Source organism: Formosa sejongensis (assembly GCF_033447105.1).
In the GTDB taxonomy this organism is placed as follows: domain Bacteria; phylum Bacteroidota; class Bacteroidia; order Flavobacteriales; family Flavobacteriaceae; genus Formosa.
Genome location: NZ_JAWQUN010000019.1, coordinates 17,193 through 35,930, shown reverse-complemented (window position 1 = coordinate 35,930; position 18,738 = coordinate 17,193). Strand labels below are relative to the sequence as shown.

The 18,738-nt window shown below is 31.6% G+C and carries 13 protein-coding genes; 7 read left to right on the top strand and 6 right to left on the bottom strand.

Annotated features, from left to right (window positions below; genetic code table 11):
* Positions 1-2 precede the first annotated feature (2 nt).
* The 5 genes from R6X41_RS15245 to R6X41_RS15225 all read left to right on the top strand — a co-directional run bounded on the left by R6X41_RS15245 (position 3) and on the right by R6X41_RS15225 (position 8,951).
* Positions 3-2,429 carry an ABC transporter permease gene (locus tag R6X41_RS15245; RefSeq protein WP_318501210.1) on the top strand — a complete coding sequence of 809 codons (2,427 nt, stop codon included), beginning with the start codon at positions 3-5 and terminating at the stop codon, positions 2,427-2,429.
* A gap of 68 nt (positions 2,430-2,497) precedes the next feature.
* A complete protein-coding gene (locus tag R6X41_RS15240) occupies positions 2,498-4,945 on the top strand; it encodes an ABC transporter permease (protein ID WP_412176273.1) in 2,448 nt (815 codons plus the stop codon).
* 199 nt (positions 4,946-5,144) lie between these two features.
* A complete protein-coding gene (locus R6X41_RS15235; protein WP_318501208.1) occupies positions 5,145-7,493 on the top strand; it encodes an ABC transporter permease in 2,349 nt (782 codons plus the stop codon).
* 19 nt (positions 7,494-7,512) lie between these two features.
* The gene (locus R6X41_RS15230) at positions 7,513-8,256 is read left to right on the top strand and encodes a head GIN domain-containing protein (RefSeq protein WP_318501207.1); all 744 of its coding nucleotides are present in this window, start codon (positions 7,513-7,515) and stop codon (positions 8,254-8,256) included.
* Between the two features lie 26 nt (positions 8,257-8,282).
* On the top strand, positions 8,283-8,951 hold the full coding sequence (locus R6X41_RS15225) for an ABC transporter ATP-binding protein (RefSeq protein ID WP_318501206.1): 669 nt from the start codon (positions 8,283-8,285) through the stop codon (positions 8,949-8,951).
* A gap of 318 nt (positions 8,952-9,269) precedes the next feature.
* Here R6X41_RS15225 and R6X41_RS15220 read toward each other — a convergent pair whose 3' ends face one another.
* Positions 9,270-9,626, bottom strand: a complete 357-nt coding sequence (locus R6X41_RS15220) for a hypothetical protein (protein WP_318501205.1) — start codon at positions 9,624-9,626, stop codon at positions 9,270-9,272.
* Between the two features lie 267 nt (positions 9,627-9,893).
* Between R6X41_RS15220 and R6X41_RS15215 the strand changes: the two genes are divergently transcribed.
* Entirely contained in the window at positions 9,894-12,134 is a 2,241-nt protein-coding gene (locus R6X41_RS15215) for a TonB-dependent receptor (protein ID WP_318501204.1), read from the top strand.
* A gap of 136 nt (positions 12,135-12,270) precedes the next feature.
* Positions 12,271-12,651 (top strand): heavy-metal-associated domain-containing protein, encoded by a 381-nt coding sequence (locus tag R6X41_RS15210; RefSeq protein ID WP_318501203.1) that lies wholly within the window; start codon positions 12,271-12,273, stop codon positions 12,649-12,651.
* A 105-nt stretch (positions 12,652-12,756) separates the two neighbouring features.
* Here R6X41_RS15210 and R6X41_RS15205 read toward each other — a convergent pair whose 3' ends face one another.
* The 5 genes from R6X41_RS15205 to R6X41_RS15185 form a co-directional block, all read right to left on the bottom strand.
* Positions 12,757-14,124: a tyrosinase family protein gene (locus tag R6X41_RS15205; RefSeq protein ID WP_318501202.1), complete on the bottom strand. Its 1,368-nt coding sequence runs from the start codon at positions 14,122-14,124 to the stop codon at positions 12,757-12,759.
* 535 nt (positions 14,125-14,659) lie between these two features.
* Positions 14,660-15,736, bottom strand: a complete 1,077-nt coding sequence (locus R6X41_RS15200; RefSeq protein WP_318501201.1) for an ATP-grasp domain-containing protein — start codon at positions 15,734-15,736, stop codon at positions 14,660-14,662.
* 204 nt (positions 15,737-15,940) lie between these two features.
* Positions 15,941-16,672 (bottom strand): NRDE family protein, encoded by a 732-nt coding sequence (locus tag R6X41_RS15195; RefSeq protein WP_318501200.1) that lies wholly within the window; start codon positions 16,670-16,672, stop codon positions 15,941-15,943.
* On the bottom strand, positions 16,660-17,172 hold the full coding sequence (locus tag R6X41_RS15190) for a DinB family protein (RefSeq protein ID WP_318501199.1): 513 nt from the start codon (positions 17,170-17,172) through the stop codon (positions 16,660-16,662). Before R6X41_RS15190 ends, R6X41_RS15195 begins: the two co-directional genes overlap by 13 nt.
* Before the next feature lie 403 nt (positions 17,173-17,575).
* A complete protein-coding gene (locus R6X41_RS15185) occupies positions 17,576-18,586 on the bottom strand; it encodes a glycoside hydrolase family 113 (RefSeq protein ID WP_318501198.1) in 1,011 nt (336 codons plus the stop codon).
* Positions 18,587-18,738 lie beyond the last annotated feature (152 nt).

Genomic DNA, 18,738 nt, shown 5'->3' with positions numbered 1-18,738 from the left:
TCATGATCCGGAATTATTTTAAAATAGCATTAAGGAATCTACTAAAGCATAAGTTGCTTACAGGAATTAATCTTTTTGGACTTATTATAGGAACGGTAAGTTACCTTATCATCTTAATTTATGTGCTTAATCAAACGGGTTACGACCAACATTTTGATCATGCTGAAAATATCTATCGCATAGAAACTGTAAACGGCAGAGGAGACAAACCGTCTTTTAATACAGCCACAACATCTCCTCCCATTGCTCCAGCTTTAAAATCTGATTTTCCTGAGGTTTCTGAAATGACTAGAATCGTTTTAACCGATTTATTTAATGTGAATCTGATACGTGCTTCTTTAGAAGTTGATGGTTATTACGAACCTCGCGCTTATTTAGCAGATTCCACCGTTTTCAAAATATTTCAGTTTCATTTTATCGAAGGTAGTCCTATTGGCGCATTAAATGCTCCTAATCAAACCGTCCTTTCTGCAACATTAGCTGAAAAATTATTTGGCAATACTAGCGTTGTTGGTAAAACTGTTATCTGGGGAAGTGGCGCTGAGGCACAAACTTTAACAATAACTGGTGTTTTTGATGATGAATCTACTAAATCACATTTAAATCCCAACTATTTTGTAAGCATGACAACTCCTGGAATGGGCGAATTTGTCAGTACTTTTCAAAACTTTGCGACTAATAATTTTGTCTATAGTTATATTAAACTTATTCCTGATGCTGATGCACAAAACGTACAAGAGAAGCTTCCTTCATTTATACAAAAGCATGGAAAAAAACAGCTTGAAAATGCAGGAATGGTTGATAAAAAACTCTTTTTGAAAAAAATAACAGATATTCATTTATATTCTGAAGGGAGAGACAATCAAATTGGAAATGTTTCAAATATTAAATATTTATACTTTTTATTGGCATTGGCCTTTTTTATTCAATTGGTAGCATGTATCAATTTTATAAACCTAAGTACTGCGCGAGCCAATCAACGTGCCAAAGAAATAGGTGTCCGAAAGGTTGTAGGAGCAGGAAAAGGCTCTTTGATTAGACAGTTTTTAAGCGAATCCTTATTGCTTTCATTAATAGCGATGTTAATAAGTATCCCTATTGCTATTTTATTGTTACCATTAGTTAATGAGCTGACTTTAGGATCTCTTTCTTATCTGAATATTTTTAATTGGAAAGTCCTTATATTGTTATTATCCATTAGCATTTTAACAGGATTACTTGCAGGCATATATCCTGCTATCATATTGTCTTCTATAAAACCGATACAAGTGTTAAAAAGTGCCGTGCAAATTCAATCTGGCAATGGCATGTTTAGAAAAGCACTTGTTGTTTTTCAGTTTGTTATTTCAATTTCTCTTATTGTTTCTGTTATAATCATAACGCAACAATTTAAATATACTCAAAGTAAAGATTTAGGATTTAATAAAGAAAACATGGTAGCTTTACGTGCTGGAACCAGTGATGTTACAACCAAATACGACGCAATTAAATCTAGTTTTTTAAATATTCCAGGGGTTGTTAGTGTTTCAAGTGGAAGATATGCGCCTTTTGAAACTGTTTTAAATGATAATGGCATGTTTCTACCTGGGAAGAATCCACAAGATTTAACCATAGTTAGGAGAAATGGCGTGAGTAAAGATTATTTTAACACCATGAATATTGATCTTTTACAAGGTAGAGATTTCAATGCTACAGATGATAATCAGATAATTGTAAACAAGGCAACTTTAAAATCTTTTAATATTCCTGAAGATAAAGCGCTGTCCACAATACTCCTACAAACTCATGATGAAGTAGTTTACGAATATCCAATAGTTGGCGTTGTAGATGACTATCATTTTACCACGCTTAAAGATGAAATAGTTCCTTTGTTCTTACATCTAGACAATGAACCGAACTGGGTATTTGTAAAATTTAAAACAGACGATTATAAACAATTAGTATCAAATTTAGAATCAACTTGGAAAAAAAATATTGATGCTGTTCCTTTTACTTATGTTTTCGTGGATAAGGAAGTTGAAAATCTTTATGCCCAAGAGCAACGTCTAAGTAAAATATGTACTGTTTTCACCTTTTTAGCAATCTTAATAAGTTGTTTAGGTCTTTTTGGTCTAGTTTCTTATTATGCCGAACAAAAGAAAAAAGAAATAGGCATAAGAAAAGTATTAGGAGCAAGTGTGCAGACTGTTGTAAAACTATTAACTAAAGATTTTGTGGTATTAGTTATTATCGCTTTTGTAATAGCAACTCCGTTAGCGTATTTAGCGATGCACAATTGGTTAGAAAATTTTACGTACCGAATTGATATTAGTGTTTGGGTTTTTATTTTAGCGGGAATTGGGGCGTTACTAATTGCTCTAATTACTGTTAGTTTTCAAGCAATAAAAGCCGCAATCGCGAATCCAATTAATTCTTTAAGAACAGAATAAATTAACTTGTATTGAATTGTCACACTGAGCTTGTCGAAGTGTTGTTTCAGTAATTAAAACGACGAATCATGATCCGTAATTATTTTAAAATAGCGTGGAGGAATCTTATGAAACACAAAGTGTTTTCAATGATTAATATCATTGGACTCACCATTGGATTAAGTGCATCATTTGTTATCGGACTAATGATTTTTTACGATGCCACATTCGATAATTTTCATAAAGATAGCGACCGTATTTATCGCGTGGTTACCGACTTTAAATCTCCTGAAGGCCTTTTCCACAACTCCGGAATTACATTAGCTCTTGAAGATGCTATTGCGGAAGATTCTAACTTTGAAACCGTCAGTAGTTTTTACATTGAAAGACCTTCAAAAGTTGAAAATAAGGCAAAAGACCTAGAATTTAAATGGCCTGACTTTGTGATATTTACGAATCAGAATTACTTTAATTTATTTGACTATAAATTCCTGGCTGGGAATAATCAAAATATTTTAACAAACCCGAACGAAGTTATACTTACAGACAAACGTGCTGAAGATTATTTTCCAAATATGTCGCCTTCTGAAATTATTGGAAAAACCCTTGTTTACAACGACTCTCTTCAAGTGACAGTCACTGGAATTGTTGAAAATTTTAAGGACCGAACTGATTTTATTTTTCAAGAATTTATATCCCAACCAACCCTTTTACAAACAAGACTGAAGGATAATTTTATAGAAAAAAATTGGAGCAATACCAATTCTAATTCTCAATTATTTGTAAAAGTAAATAAGTCGTCTAATCTGCCTGCTATCCAAGCACGTTTAGACGGACTAGCAAAAGAACATCGGGATGAGGAATCCATAAAATATGGTGATGAACAAATATTCACATTACAACCTTTAAGCGATATTCATTTTAATGAAGATTATGGTATTTACGACTGGAGTAAAGGCCAAGCAAGCTTGTCTCTATTATGGAACCTAGCATTAGTTGCTTTATTCTTATTACTCTTAGGCTGTATCAATTTTATCAATTTAAATACAGCTCAAGCATCGCAACGCGCCAAAGAAATTGGCATCCGGAAAACTTTAGGAAGCTCTAGAAAACAACTCATTGGTCAGTTTATGGGAGAAACTTTTTTATTGGTTCTTATTTCGGCTATTCTATCCCTAATCCTGTCTAAATGGTTAATCCATTTATTTTCAGATTTTGTACCTGAAGGCTTAAGTTTAGAACTTTTAAAAACGCCATTGATTATTATTGGTATCATCATTTTATTACTTGTAGTCACCTTTTTGTCAGGTTTCTATCCCGCTTTAATATTATCGAAATTCAACACAGTTTCGGTATTAAAAAATCATTTAGCTTCCGGTGAAAAGAAACTGAAACTGAGAAAGTTTTTAACTGTTTTTCAATTTACCATTGCTCAAGTATTCATTATAGCCACTTTACTTGTTGGTAAGCAAATAAACTATTTACTAAATAAAGATATGGGTTTTAAAACAGATGCTATTGTTTCTGTTTACAGCCCAAGAGCCGAGGGTGAAATTTCTAAAAAAGAACTTTATGTCCAAAAACTAAAAGCCATACCAGAGATAAAAGAAATAAGTATTGGAGGACAAGCACCTGCTTCGTTTTCTATTCATAGTTCTGGAATGACATACAATAATGGTGAGAAAGAAATTAATGCTGAATTACAATTTATCTACGGTGATAAAAATTATTTAAAACTCTTTGAATTAGAATTATTGGCTGGCCGTGGACATAGAAATGACACTATAAAAGAACTTGTAATCAATGAGACTTGTAGAACATTTTTAGGGTTCAAAAGTCCGGAAGAAGCCATTGGAAAAATAATCATGATAGATGATGAAAATGTCCCTATTGTTGGCGTCATGTCCGATTTTAATCAGCGATCCTTACGAAGTGACATTAAGCCAATGGCACTAAGAGGTGATTGGCATCGACCAGACTGGAGTCAGTTTCAAGCCATTCATATGGCTTTTCAAAATGAATCTTCTGATGATTTAAAAGCAACGCTTTCAAAAATCGAAGATACTTACAAATCCGTTTATTCTGAAACAGACGATTATAGAGCTGAATTTTTAGATGAAAATATCCAACGTTTTTATAATCGTGAACGTAAAGTCTCTAAACTTTTAAATTGGGCAACAGGATTGTCTATTCTAATTAGTTGTTTAGGCTTACTCGGACTCGTTATTTACACAACCAATCGACGTGTTAAAGAAATAGGTGTTCGTAAAGTTTTAGGTGCTTCATTATTACAAATCAACACTTTGTTATGTAAAGAGTTTTTAATATTAGTGTTAATCGCTTTTATCATTGCATCACCAATTGCTTGGTTAGGAATTAATAATTGGCTTCAAGATTTTACTTATAAAACAAACATTAGTTTTTGGGTGTTTTTATTAAGTGGTTGCGCCATGCTGTTTTTTGCTTTATTGGTTATAAGTATTAAAACCTTGCAAGCGTCGAACGCGAATCCAGTGGATTCCTTACGCTCGGAATAGATTGTTTATCAGCTGATAAAAAAGAATAAGTAGTATCCGATTATTTTGAGATTTTAAAGTGTTCGATTACGAACAAAGTGTGTATCAAAATCGAACACTTTTATATTTAAGGGTAACACTAACTACTTGGCATTAAAAAGAATACATCTTTGGCGTTATCTTCACTATATAACTAGTATACGCATAAAAGCAAAAAATAATGATATTCAATTATATAAAAATAGCCTTTAGAAGTTTACTTAAAAACAAAGGCTATAGTTTTCTAAATATTTTTGGTTTAGCCATCGGGATTACTTGTGCTAGTTTAATTTTTCTTTGGGTAGAAGATGAACTTCATTTTGATTCTTTTGACAAACAAGATCAAGTCTATATCATTCCTACAAATCAGAAGTATGATAATGAGTGGCGTACCTATTACTCTACTCCTGGACCACTAGCTCAAGCCATAAAAGATGAGGTTCCTGGTGTTGTTAGAGCTACTCGTTCTAGTAACGAAGAGCTTATGTTTACTGTAGGTGATAATGCCATTAATAGAATGGGGAGATATGCCGATGCGGATTTTCTTAAGATTTTCAGTTTAAAGTTCATTGAAGGTAATACCGATACAGCTTTTAATAACCCAGAAGCCATTGTAATTACTCAAGAAACCGCCGAACAACTTTATGGAAAGCAAACAAAGGCTTTAGGAAAAGTACTTAAAGTGAATAATACAGATACGTATATCATTACAGGTGTCATTGAAAATTTACCTAAAAATATAACTTTCCCATTTAATTGGGTCGCACCATTTGAACGCTATAGAGATGGAGCAGAATGGATGATGGAATATGGCAGTAATTTTTCAGATACTTTTGTCGAACTATCACCAGAGGCTAATTTTGAAACGGCTGATGCTCGTATCCGTCAACTCATTCCAGAAAAAACGGAAGACAGTGATACGCAAGCTTTTTTGCATTCCATGAATGACTGGCATTTAAAATCCAAATTTGTAGATGGTAAAAAAGCAGGTGGACAAATTACCTATGTGCGTTTATTCTCCATTATTGCACTTATTATCTTATTAATAGCCTGTATAAATTTCATGAATTTATCTACAGCCAGGAGTGAAAAACGTGCCAACGAAGTAGGTGTTCGTAAAGCTATGGGATCTGGCAGATCACGGTTAATGATTCAGTTTATTTCTGAAGCTTTAATTATGGCATTTCTTGCTTCATTTGTTAGCATCCTTTTATTAATCATATTACTTCCTCAATTTAATTTATTAATAGACAAAAACTTGGTGCTAGGACTATCAAACCCAATGCACATATTATTTATATTAAGTATTACGATCTCTTGTGGTGTTTTAGCTGGTTTGTATCCTGCCTTCTATTTATCGTCATTTAAACCCGTTGAAGTTTTAAAAGGCATTAAGTCAACACATGGTTCTGCTTCATTTATTAGAAAAGGGCTGGTTGTGGGACAATTTACAATTTCTATTGTTTTTATTATTAGTACCATTCTCGTGTATCAACAAATTCAGCATGTAAAAAACAGAGAATTGGGTTATGAAAAAGACCAACTAATTTCTATGAAAGTCAATGGGAATATGATTGAAAAATTCACAGCCATAAAACAAGATCTAATAAATACAGGAACAGTTAAAGATGTTGCTTTATGTAATTCGAACTTGCTTTCTGACGGAAATAATGGCTCTGGGTTAACATGGACAGATGGCACAAATACGGAAGATGTGTTAATTTCTTTTAGATATATCAGTTCTAGCTTCTTTAATACAACAGGTATGGAAATACTCGAAGGTAGAGGTTTTAGCGAAAATACGGCTAAAGACAGTACGAGTGTTATTGTAACGGAATCGTTAGCCAAATTAATGGGAGAAGGAACTGCTCTTGGAAAACAAATTACAAGAGGTGACACCTATACTGTAGTTGGTGTTGCAAAAGATTTTCAATATGGTGATATGTACGAAACTAGCGATCCGGTGCTTTTCTATAATCATTATGATCAAGCGCGCTATTTTTACTTGAAAACAAATGCTGAAGTCGCAACGCCTGATATACTATCTAAAGTAGAGGCTGTTATGAAAAAAAATAATCCAGCCTTTCCTTTTGAATACACTTTTGTAGATGAAAACTTTAATGCCAGATTTAGAAGTGAGCAACTGGTTGGAAAACTATCGCAAATCTTTGCTTTGCTTGCTATTTTAATATCCTGTCTTGGACTTTTTGGTCTAGCCGCTTATACAGCAGAACAACGCAGTAAAGAAATAGGTGTGAGAAAAGTTTTGGGAGCCAGTGTCACTAGTATTGTAAAACTATTATCGAAAGACTTTTTAAAGCTAGTTGGTCTTTCTATACTAATTTCCATTCCTATTGCATGGTACGTTATGAGTAATTGGCTTCAAGGTTATGCGTATCGCATAGAAATAAATTGGTGGATCTTTCTAATTGCAGGCATAGTTGCCATTCTAATTGCACTAGTAACAGTTAGTTTTCAAGCTGTAAAAGCCGCGATTGCAAATCCTGTAAAAAGTTTAAAAACAGAATAATAAAATAAATAAAACGATCATGAAAAATTTAAAATATTACATACTACTTGGTCTGATAACCATCATGCAATTAGGCTATTCACAAACAAAATTAACTGTAGATGCTTTCGATTCGGCTGAAATTAGTCCTCATATCCATGTAACATTTGTAGAAGGCACTGAAGAGTCTGTTACCATTGAAGAAAGCTTAGTCCCTGAAGACAAAATAAACATAAAAGTTAAAGGAAAAACGCTTCATATTTATTTAGACGACGCAAAAAATGTAACGAAAACCGATAATATGGATAGAGATGGTACAAAAATGTCTGTCCCTATTTATAAGGGTAAAATACTAACCATAACTGTTACTTACAAAAAATTAAAAGAGCTTACTATTAAAGGGGAAGGATCTACCTTGTTTAATAGCCCCATTAAAGCAGAAAGTTTCGATCTTAAAATTTATGGCGAATCTAAAATTGTCTTTAATGAAGTAGATTTTAATGAATTTGATGTAGATACCTATGGTGAAAGTTTTTTAGAAATTAAAAAAGGAAGGATCAACAATCAAAAAATCACGGCTTATGGGGAAGGACAAATCAATCTGTTTTCAATCGATAATAAAACCACTAAAATAACCGCTTATGGTGAAGCTGAGTTTAAAATAAATGCTTCTAATGTTATCAAAATTACAGCTTATGGCGAAGCTGAAATACAATATAAAGGTGATGCCACAATTGAAAAAGGCTTAACCATTGGAGATGTGAAAATTTCAAAAGTTGATTAATTAAAAATAATAAAAACTAAAAAATTATGCTTTTAAGACTCAATCAAGCTTCTAGAATAATTAAATCTGGAGGTAAAAAAATAAGCTTATTAGATACCATAAATCTCGATGTTGCAGAAGGGGAATTTATCTCTCTTATGGGGCCATCGGGTTCAGGAAAATCAACTTTACTGAATTGTATAGGTATGCTCGAAAATTTCACAGATGGTGGTTACGTGTTTTTAGAAGAACCCGTTCATCGCATGAAAGAAAGAGATAAAACAAAACTCTATAAGGAATATATAGGTTTTGTTTTTCAGGCGTATCATCTTATAGATGAATTAACCGTACAAGAAAATATAGAAACCCCATTACTCTATAAAAACGTGAAATCTTCTGAGCGTAAAGCTTTAGTCGCAGATATTTTAGATCGCTTTAATATTGTAGGGAAGAAAGATTTATTTCCATCGCAATTAAGTGGTGGCCAACAGCAATTAGTTGGAATAGCCAGAGCTCTAATTTCAAAACCCAAACTTATTTTAGCAGATGAACCAACCGGAAACTTAAACTCTAAGCAAGGCATTGAAATTATGGAGTTGTTTGCAGAATTAAACAAAGAAGGTGTCACCATTATTCAAGCAACACATTCGGAAAGCAATGCCGCTTTTGGCTCACGAATTATTAATCTTTTAGATGGGAAAATAGTTGCTGAATAATATAAATATTATGATATCAAAAAAATAAGCTAACTGAAAGGATATGGAATGTTTGAAATTTGTTTTGATAAAAAGCTAAAGGAATCAAAATTTTTCTACTTATTGTATTATCGTTTTTAATTGATATTTTTTCATTTTGATTGGTCTACTTATACTTCTTTGTTTGATAATTCAAAATTTTAAATAATAGCTTTCAAATTAATAGAGTGATCTGATTTTTGAAAAAATTGACGGGTGTTTTTTGAAATTCAATACAGTGTATTTTGTTGTAAATAAATGTTTTTAAACTAAAATCATGATTTTAATTTCTGCCTTCAATCATTCCTCATATGTTGTGCTTATGTATAAAATATCATTTTGAATGCTATCGATGACGTAGGATACTTTTTTTACACCATCTACGGGTATTTTTAAATATCTAGCAAAATTAGTATCGCCTATTGAACAGTAAATTAATGGATCGTCACTTAAAATGTCGAAATCAAGAACTTTATATGCTGAAGTATCCTTAGGTTTAAGGTCTTCAAACTTCATGGAAAATAACATGACATTAGAAAAATGTTTTTCACTGTGATTTATTACCCTAATGTTAGTAGTATTAGTCCATGAGATTTTATCTATACTCTCATAAATAGCAAAGAGAATAAACAACGCTGTAAATATGCCGATTTTCATATTGTTAGGTAATTAATAAATGTGTAAATACTTTAACCTGAAATATTAATGTAATATACTAAATAGTATTGAACCATTAATAGTTCGAAAAAATAAGGCAAGAAAATCATAAGATGCGAATTATAATGCGGAGGTCTTCTAAATTTAACTTACTTAAATCTTGTTACACAGTTGATTCAAAAAATATTACCTTTATATTAGCATTGTGTATAACCTAGTTCAGAAATAATTCGCTATCCTATAACCATCAATTTTAAAAAATTAGATATGAAAATTTCTTTTTTGGTTGTATTCATATTATTCAGTTCTCATATTTATAGTCAATTACAAATTACCGGTACCGTTTTGGAATTCAATACATCACGAAAGGAAAAAATCCTACCTCAGGTAAATGTTATTTGGTTAAATAGTACTATTGGTACTGCTACAAACGAAAAGGGAGAATTTAGTCTTCCTTTTAGCAATGAATACAAAAAAATTGTAATTAGCTATGTTGGTTACAGAACAGATACCATTACAGTTAATAGACCCAATTTAGGGAAAATATGGCTACATCCCGATATAGAATTAGAGGAGGTTATATTGCGCAAAAAAATAAAACCTATCCAAAAATCGTTGTTTAATGTTCAAAATGTTGTTACAGTAGATAGCAGGGAAATGTTAAAGGCTGCATGCTGTAATTTATCAGAAAGCTTTGAAACGAATCCAGCAGTAGACGTCAATATTTCTGATGCAGTTACAGGAGCCAAGCAAATACAGATGTTGGGATTAAATAGTCCCTACTTATTGTTTACTCAGGAAAACATGCCTTCCGTAAGAGGAGCCTCACAAGTTTATGGATTATCCTTCATTCCTGGATCTTGGATAGAAAGTATTCAAATTACTAAAGGTTCTGGTAGCGTTCTGAATGGTTTTGAGAGTATCTCGGGACAAATTAATAGTGAGTTGGTGAAACCTTTGACAGATCAGAAATTTTTTTTAAATATGTATGCCAATAATTACGGCCGATACGAACTGAATACTCGATATAATAAAATCATATCTGATAAATTAGCTACCGGTATATATTTTCATACTAATCTTAGAAATGAAAAGATAGATCGAAACCACGATAACTTTTTGGACACACCTTTGGGTAATCAGCTAAATTTTATGAACAGATGGCAATTTATGGACCCTGACAATGGATGGGTAAGTTTCTTTAATGTCCAATTTTTATTAGATGAAAAACAAACAGGAGAAAAAAACTTTAATCCAGCAACGGATAAATTTACCAACAATGCATGGGGAAGTGAGGTGAAATCTAAAAGATTAGACCTTTCTGCTAAGTTGGGTTATGTTTTTCCAGACTTACCTTATCAAAGTTTTGGTTATCAAACCTCTTACACCCATCACGACCAAAACTCTTATTATGGATACAATATTTATGATATTGAACAAACTTCTTATTATTCTAATGCTATTTTTAATAGTATCATTGGAAGTACACAACATAAATTTAAAACGGGTATTAGTTTTACTTCCGACTATTTTAAGGAAAAAGTAAATAACCAAAATCTAGAAAGACAAGAGAATTCTTTTGGTGCTTTCTTTGAGTACACCTATGATAACCTTGAGAAACTGAGCTTTGTAGCTGGACTTAGAGTGGATACAGATAATTGGTTAGGTACATTTATTACACCTCGTTTACATTTAAGATATTCGCTTTGGGATAAAGCCAGTCTAAGATTATCTGCTGGAAGAGGGGAGAGAATGGCAAATATATTCGCTGAAAATCAACAGCTTTTTGCCTCGTCTAGAGTTATTAATATTATGGATAGTACTGATTATTCTTATAACGTAAATCGGGAGATTGCATGGAACTTTGGTATTGGTTTTATTCAAAAATTATACCTATGGAATAGGGCAATGGACATTTCACTGGATTATTATATAACTAATTTTAAGGAACAAGTAGTTACCGATTGGGAAGATCCACAAGAGGTGTCTTTTTATCCCTTGGATGGAAAGAGTATTTCAAAAAGTTTACAGGTAGATTTGAATTATGAAATAATTCAAAACCTAGATATAAGATTAACCTATAAAAATTATAATGTAAAAACAGATTACCAATCGGGTATCTTGCAAAAACCATTACAGCCATTGCATCGTTTTTTTACTAACATAAGTTATGAAACACTCAAAAAGTATAGAGGATCACAATGGAGAATGGATTTTACCTTGCATTGGACAGGTGAACAAAGATTGCCTAATACATCAACAAATCCATTAGAGTTTCAGCTTGTCCCATATTCTAATTCCTACAGTATTATTAATTTCAATTTTACTCGAGTCCTTAATGAAAAGTTAGATATTTATTTAGGAGGTGAGAATATTGGAAATGTTGTCCAAAAATCACCTATCATTGATGCAGAAGACCCCTTTGGACCTTATTTTGATAGTATTATATTATACGCACCTGTATTAGGTGAAACCTATTATCTTGGGTTTAGATACAAGTTAAAATAGAAATAAGGATTAAAAGAGGATGTGCTTATTTGTAGTAATCTATTGTGATTCAGGTTTAAAGTATTATTGAGACTTAAATATATAGCTTTAGTTTTCGTAATTTTATTTACATATTAATTCAATAAAAATCAAAATAATGAAAAGATCAATCAGTCTAAAAAATATTTTCATAATTGCTGTCACGTGCTTTTTTGGAATGCAAATACAAGCTCAGAATAAGGAGAAAAACAAGAAAATAAGCATAGAAGTAAAGGGGAATTGTGGAATGTGTAAAGCACGTATAGAAAAAGCAGCAACAAAAGTAAAAGGGGTGAAATATGTAAATTGGAACATTCCTTCCAAGGAACTAATCTTGATATTAGACGAAAATAAATGTACACTTATTGAAGTCGAAGAAGCAATAGCGAATGTAGGGCATGACACCGATTTAGAAAAGGCAAATAATAAGGTTTATAACAATTTGCCTCCATGTTGCAAATATAGAGATCCAAATAGTTTGAAATTAGACCATAATTAAATGTGTCAATAAGCGATTAAGAAAAAACTTAAACGAACTAACAGTAAGAAAGAAACCTATTTCTCTCATTCATAATCCTGTTTTTAGTTTAAGTTTCTATGAGAATTACATTTTAATAACGCGCTTTGCTAATAGAATATTTCCATTTGCATCAACAACATTTATAACATAAAAACCAGTGGATAGCCCATACAATTTATTAATAATTATGGTATTAGTATTATGAAATGCTTCCTGTCTGATTAAACCTCCCATCATATTATATACAGATACAGTACAATTAGTATTCGTATTGAGCTTGATTGTAATCTTATCTGAAAATGGATTTGGATAAGTGTCTATAATTATCGGGGTGTCATCCTTGTTATCTTCTTCCCAGACAATTGTTGTATTAATATTTTCATCATAGCTATATGCTTTCTGCTGTCTAACATTAGTTACAGAATTAGACATCTTTTGTGCAATATAATTATTATCATCTATGGCGGCAACAAAAGTAGAACCTGAAGCAGCTTCAAAACCTGGCAATAGATTAATTTCGTTCACCGATTCTATTCTACAATTTGTACCCATTGGAACAATAAAATTATTATCCACTTCTATTAAATACTGATAATAAAATAGCTCTTCGGTCCTGTGTGTATTACTTACAATATAATTATTAAGTTTTGCGATACCACCAGAACCATAGAAAACTCCTAACGATCTAGTGTCTGTTATGTCGTTTGGATTTACCAAAGGTAGAGTTTGTCCGTCAAAAACATAAGTACCGTCATATCTTAACATAGATGTAGTCAAAAATGCAGAATTTTGATGCGTTTCTTCCCAGTTGTACCATACAAAATCTATAAAAGTATGATGAAGGTAAAATATAGGATCTCTTGGAGATAGAGGCGTAGGCATGGCTCCTCCTGTCCAGACATGCGCCCCCCTGTGAACATTTTTTCTTTCCAATTCATTAGAAAATTCGAAAAAATTTGAAATGTTATATAAAGAATTAAGCTCTGAAGGTGTAGGCATCGGTCCGTTGTTCGCTAAGTTTCTTCTCAAATTCCAATTCGTATTAAAACTACCCATAAAATTTTCGTCCCATAATGGTGAATCTAATGCTTGATCGCTTGGTGTTTCCCAAAAGGCCAAACTTATTTTAGGATTAATATCTTGAACAGCTTGTTCCATTTCGAACATTTGGCGTCTATGCCATGCCAAAAATATTTCACGCTCAGATTCGTCAGGAAGATTGAAGTGTAAATCTCGACGTGTAGGATCAATAGTATTATCAAAATTAAAATACTGACTATGAAAAACAGCCAAGTCATTAAATAAATCTGGACCGTTCCTTAATTCATAAAATGCATTGACCAATTCGGTTTTCTCGTAAACCGTCATTTCCTGATAATTCTTTCGAATACTTTGTGCGCCTAGGTTATTTGCAAAACATAAAAGAATTAATATCTTGTAAATGTGTTTCATATTTGATTTAATTGTAAGATTCTTTAGTGAATTAAATACTCTAGGGAGTTATTATTCTTTGATAAGATTAGTAAAAAATATCTGATAAATCATTTTAAATCGCTGAACAGTAATTAATTACTTATAAAGTGAGAATATTTTAAATTGAATGCAAGAATCAACTTATATAAATAAATAAAAAATCTAAAATATAGATGTAAATATATTATTTGGATATAAAAAAATGAAGCTAAAGTACATCTTGAAATGAATTCTCAGAGATCTGTAGTTCTAAGACTATAGTTACGAATATTCACAGAGATTTTATGAAAATTATTATCCTAATACGACTCGATAGCAAAGTTGTTTTCTTTTTTTAATGCAGTTAAAATCACATACATTAAGCTGTAAATTCTGTAATTTACATACAAGAATATTTGTGGTTTTTATAGTAGTAGGGGGAGGACTTTAGTGCTTTATTGAACTCAGCATTTATTTAAATGCAATAAAAGCGTCTTGATTAATACTCTTTTGCTATTGAATTAAATAAGCCGAATTAAGAATATAGCTTTGTTTTATAAGAAGTGTATAAATTCCATTTTATTTTAGCATTTCTGTATGTTGGTTTTTCAATACCCTTTTCGAAATTTATTAAGGCTATTTTAGCAGCAACGCGCCAGGTAAAACATAAATCTTTCCAAGCTTTAAAAATGCTTGTATTGGCATCATAAATATGAGTCGGTTCTCCACCAACTCCGTTTACCTCAAGAATTTTATAATTTTCGCCCATTTTAAGAGCTTCTATCGATGCGACCTTAATGTCAAAACGACCAAAGTAAAAGTCCTTCATACTATGGCTTAAATTATCGAAAACCTTTAATAAAGCATCATCTACCAAATCATTACCATTAATAAATTGTGTTCCTCTATTATGGTTGCCAATCTTTTCCAGAGTTACAATTTCTCCTTCAGAAATAATCGTATTCCAAGTTTTATTAAACTTTTTGTTTAGTTTGTCTTTATGTAAAATGGCACGAGGATTCTGATTAATCAATTCAGCTAAAGTATGCTTTCCATCACCTTTAATTTCTAAAAACGCTTTTATTGTAAAAGAGGGAATATATCCTTTACTTTCATTGGGATATCTATAGTAAAAAATTCCTATTTCTAAAGGCGCTTCAATATATTCTTGAATAATATGATCCACTCGCAAATCGGCTAATGCACTTTCGAGCATATTTATAGTATCGATTTTACTAACTTTTAATCCTCTAAAACCAATATCCGGTTTTAGAATAATTGGGAAGTTTATGTTAGCGATTTCCATGCCTTCAAAGACTTTTTTAGCAGAAGTATTAATTCTAACAAACAACATGTTGGGCTTGAAAACATTTGGTACTAACTGTAAAGTTTTAAATTTTGAATCACTAAGAATAAAACCATCGATAGCAGGGTTTGTGCTTAAAAAGAAGAATAAATTTTTTGTTTTTATGGCAAGCCATCCATGCTGAATCCACACCGGAATATAAAAGAACCAACTAGGCCAATACTCCACATTAGTGAATTTTATATACCAAGGTTTGGTTTTTAATGACCACTTAATTTTTCGCCTATTCTTTAATGTTTCTTCCAATTACTGTTCGTTTATTTAAAAGATTGGTTTTTCCTTATACAACTTTTTAAAGTGTATTAAAATAGGTGTTATGATTTTCTGAGTTTCAGATTTTCTGAATAAGTTATTTTCATTTTAAAATTGATACATAGCATGTTTATTTCGTTTTTCTATTTCTTTTAACAAACTAAATTAAACACTTTAAAACGATATCATCTTCTAAATTTACTTGTTATGCTCTGTTACTTGTCCTAAAAGTGAGCTACAATTAAGAGAAAGAGAATCAGTTGTTTCATTGGTATTATTTTTAAGAATATAGTTTAAACTTGTTTGTCTTTCATTACAAATGACTTGAGTGATACTTACTGTTTGCACGGTAGAATGGCTAAATATAAAAGGCGTGATTTCGTTTTTACCGTGTATGTGAAGCATAAGATCTACATTACTATCCTTTCCTTTTAGTTCTTCTAGAAAATAGTTTTCTTTTTTAGCATGCTCATCTGCGGTATATAAAGTTGCCGAAGACCATAAGTATGGCGTTTTTGTTGGTAAATCACTTATATGTTTTTTAGTACCGTCCCAAACAAGTTTTTGAATATGATCGGGCTCTATTAGCAACAATGTAAAAGGTTCTATGTTTTCTAAAATAACAGTTAATGCATAGTTCTTAAAGTCATTTGCTTCAAAGGAATCTAAAACAATTTGTCCTCTACTTTTTCTGTATGTTGGATTTGGTTTGTGCTTTAAAAAGGCACCATTAAGCAAACAGGCTGTCCTTCCCTGTTCATCTGTTGCAATCCACGATCCTCCTTTTAAAACATCTATAGGGCTGTAAATAATCTCACCATTATTTAATTGCATTTTGCTTGGCAACTTTGTTTTACGATCGGGATTCTCATCTCTATTCGAGGTGAGTATATAACCATTTTTTAATGGTACATAACTTACTGTACACATACCTTTCTATTTCTTATGGTTGATGATGAAATTCCGAAATCATCTGATATAGTTTCCTCTAGTTCTAATGTTTGCATTCCTATTTTTATAATGGCCAGATGGTGTACTAAGTGCTCGATATTATACAATAACTCTCTAAAAAATGTGGTTTGTACAGAAACAGCTTGATCTGTAAAATCCGTGCTATAATCTGCGGAAAGTGTTAACTCAAAATCTGTTTGATAGGTATTCAACGCGTTTAATAAACGTTCGATAACCAATACACATTTTTCTGTGCTAGTCTCCACTTTTTTATCCCTTTTTCGATCATCATAGTTCAAGTGTTTTAAATGTACACAATCAAATAAACAGAGATAGAACTCTAAAACATGTCTTACATGTGCACCTATTGTGGAATTGTCTAATACATTTAAGGGTTCTGATAATTGATCATCAGAAAGGTTTTTAGCCAATTCTTTAAGTTGGTTTAAGTGATTACTAGTTATTAATGTTATACTCATTATGATATGAAAAATTATCTATTGTTTATCGAACGGCTTATAGAATAATGCCTTTAATTTATAAGTTCACATCTGATTTTGAAATTGCGAAGCTTTCCACATTCCTTATTATACAGAGACTTGATGTTACAAAATAGTAAATATATTTATATGAGTCGTAATGTTATGGCTTTACTATCTTATTTTGTTAATCGTGAAGAATATAGAAGCGTTATAATTAAAGATTCTGTTGAACAGGACATGCTGAATTTATTAAAAATAGTAAAATGTTTTGAAGTATATTCTGAGTTTAGCATCTTCCAAATTAAAAATAATTAAGAAGGTAACGGTAATAAAAAAATAGTTGCACGAGAGGTTTTTAACAAAAGTTAATTGATGAAATTTCTGCCAAATTAGTTAGTCATTATCGTGAAAACTGATTATAGTAATCTTTTATCAAATTTTCAACAGGTTTATTTTGAGGTGTGAATCTAGAATCGTTTACACCACCAGAAGTTTCATGATTTATAAACCATTTCCAAACAAATCCACCAGCAAACCATTCTTCTCCCCAAAACGTTTCAAATAAAGCTTTGGTACAATTTACCTGAGCATCAAGATTAACTTGAATCATATTTCTGTCACTGTTCCAAGGTGCTTTGCCACTATAATCTACACTTCTGTAACCATATTCTGTAAACAAAATAGACTTATCGTATTGCTTAGAAAATTCTGAAACCACTATTTTATGAGATTTCCAACCGTCCATAGCATCTTCAAAACTAGGTGTTTTATTAGGGCTAACAGGAAAGTAGGCATTAATACCAATATAATCTAATTCAGCCCAAAAGGGTGTGTCCTTAAATTCATCCCAATTTGCGGCATAGGTTAATTTTCCAGAATACACCTTTTTAATATTTTTTATTAACGCATACCAATACTCAGGTCTCGCAGTAATAAACTGCTCCAATTCTGTTCCAATACAAAACATATCCACTTTAGCTTCTTCTGCTAATTTCGCATATTCCATTATGAATTTAGAATATGAATCTTCTAGAATAATCCAATTGGCTTCGTTTTGCATGCTAATATTCCCCGTAAACTCACCTTGTCTAACCCAAATTTGAGGTTTAAGCATAACTTTTATGTTTTGCTTTTGTAGCTCCTCTATGTATAGTTTAGAGCCAGTTCTTGTTTCTCCATACCATTGTCTGTCGCTATTATATATAATGTCTGGATGATTAAGGTCTTTAATAGAACCAAAAGGCATAACAGCAGCATAGTTAGCATGAATAGCGACAAGAGGTGCTATATTATTGCCTTTAACAGCGTGTCTAGAGGCAACAAAACTCACACCATTAATTTTTTGTGTTTGATTTTGGCAAGAGAGGATACTAAACAGTAATAAGAATAATAGGCAGTTGATTAATTTCATAGTAGGATTTTCAAAACTTCGAATTTAGTATAAATCATTATACAACAGTTTCAAAATTTTGCTAAAATTTGAACAACATGATAAAAGTTGATGTGCTATTTTAAAATCGTTTTAAAATCCATGGTGAGTATATCTTGAATTAAAATAATTTT

Excerpts from the sequence above, each read along its gene's own strand:
- R6X41_RS15245 (WP_318501210.1), top strand. The coding sequence starts at position 3 with ATGATCCGGAATTATTTTAAAATAGCATTAAGGAATCTACTAAAGCAT.
- R6X41_RS15240 (WP_412176273.1), top strand. The coding sequence starts at position 2,498 with ATGATCCGTAATTATTTTAAAATAGCGTGGAGGAATCTTATGAAACAC.
- R6X41_RS15235 (WP_318501208.1), top strand. The coding sequence starts at position 5,145 with ATGATATTCAATTATATAAAAATAGCCTTTAGAAGTTTACTTAAAAAC.
- R6X41_RS15230 (WP_318501207.1), top strand. The coding sequence starts at position 7,513 with ATGAAAAATTTAAAATATTACATACTACTTGGTCTGATAACCATCATG.
- R6X41_RS15225 (WP_318501206.1), top strand. The coding sequence starts at position 8,283 with ATGCTTTTAAGACTCAATCAAGCTTCTAGAATAATTAAATCTGGAGGT.
- R6X41_RS15220 (WP_318501205.1), bottom strand. The coding sequence starts at position 9,626 with ATGAAAATCGGCATATTTACAGCGTTGTTTATTCTCTTTGCTATTTAT.
- R6X41_RS15215 (WP_318501204.1), top strand. The coding sequence starts at position 9,894 with ATGAAAATTTCTTTTTTGGTTGTATTCATATTATTCAGTTCTCATATT.
- R6X41_RS15210 (WP_318501203.1), top strand. The coding sequence starts at position 12,271 with ATGAAAAGATCAATCAGTCTAAAAAATATTTTCATAATTGCTGTCACG.
- R6X41_RS15205 (WP_318501202.1), bottom strand. The coding sequence starts at position 14,124 with ATGAAACACATTTACAAGATATTAATTCTTTTATGTTTTGCAAATAAC.
- R6X41_RS15195 (WP_318501200.1), bottom strand. The coding sequence starts at position 16,672 with ATGTGTACAGTAAGTTATGTACCATTAAAAAATGGTTATATACTCACC.
- R6X41_RS15190 (WP_318501199.1), bottom strand. The coding sequence starts at position 17,172 with ATGAGTATAACATTAATAACTAGTAATCACTTAAACCAACTTAAAGAA.
- R6X41_RS15185 (WP_318501198.1), bottom strand. The coding sequence starts at position 18,586 with ATGAAATTAATCAACTGCCTATTATTCTTATTACTGTTTAGTATCCTC.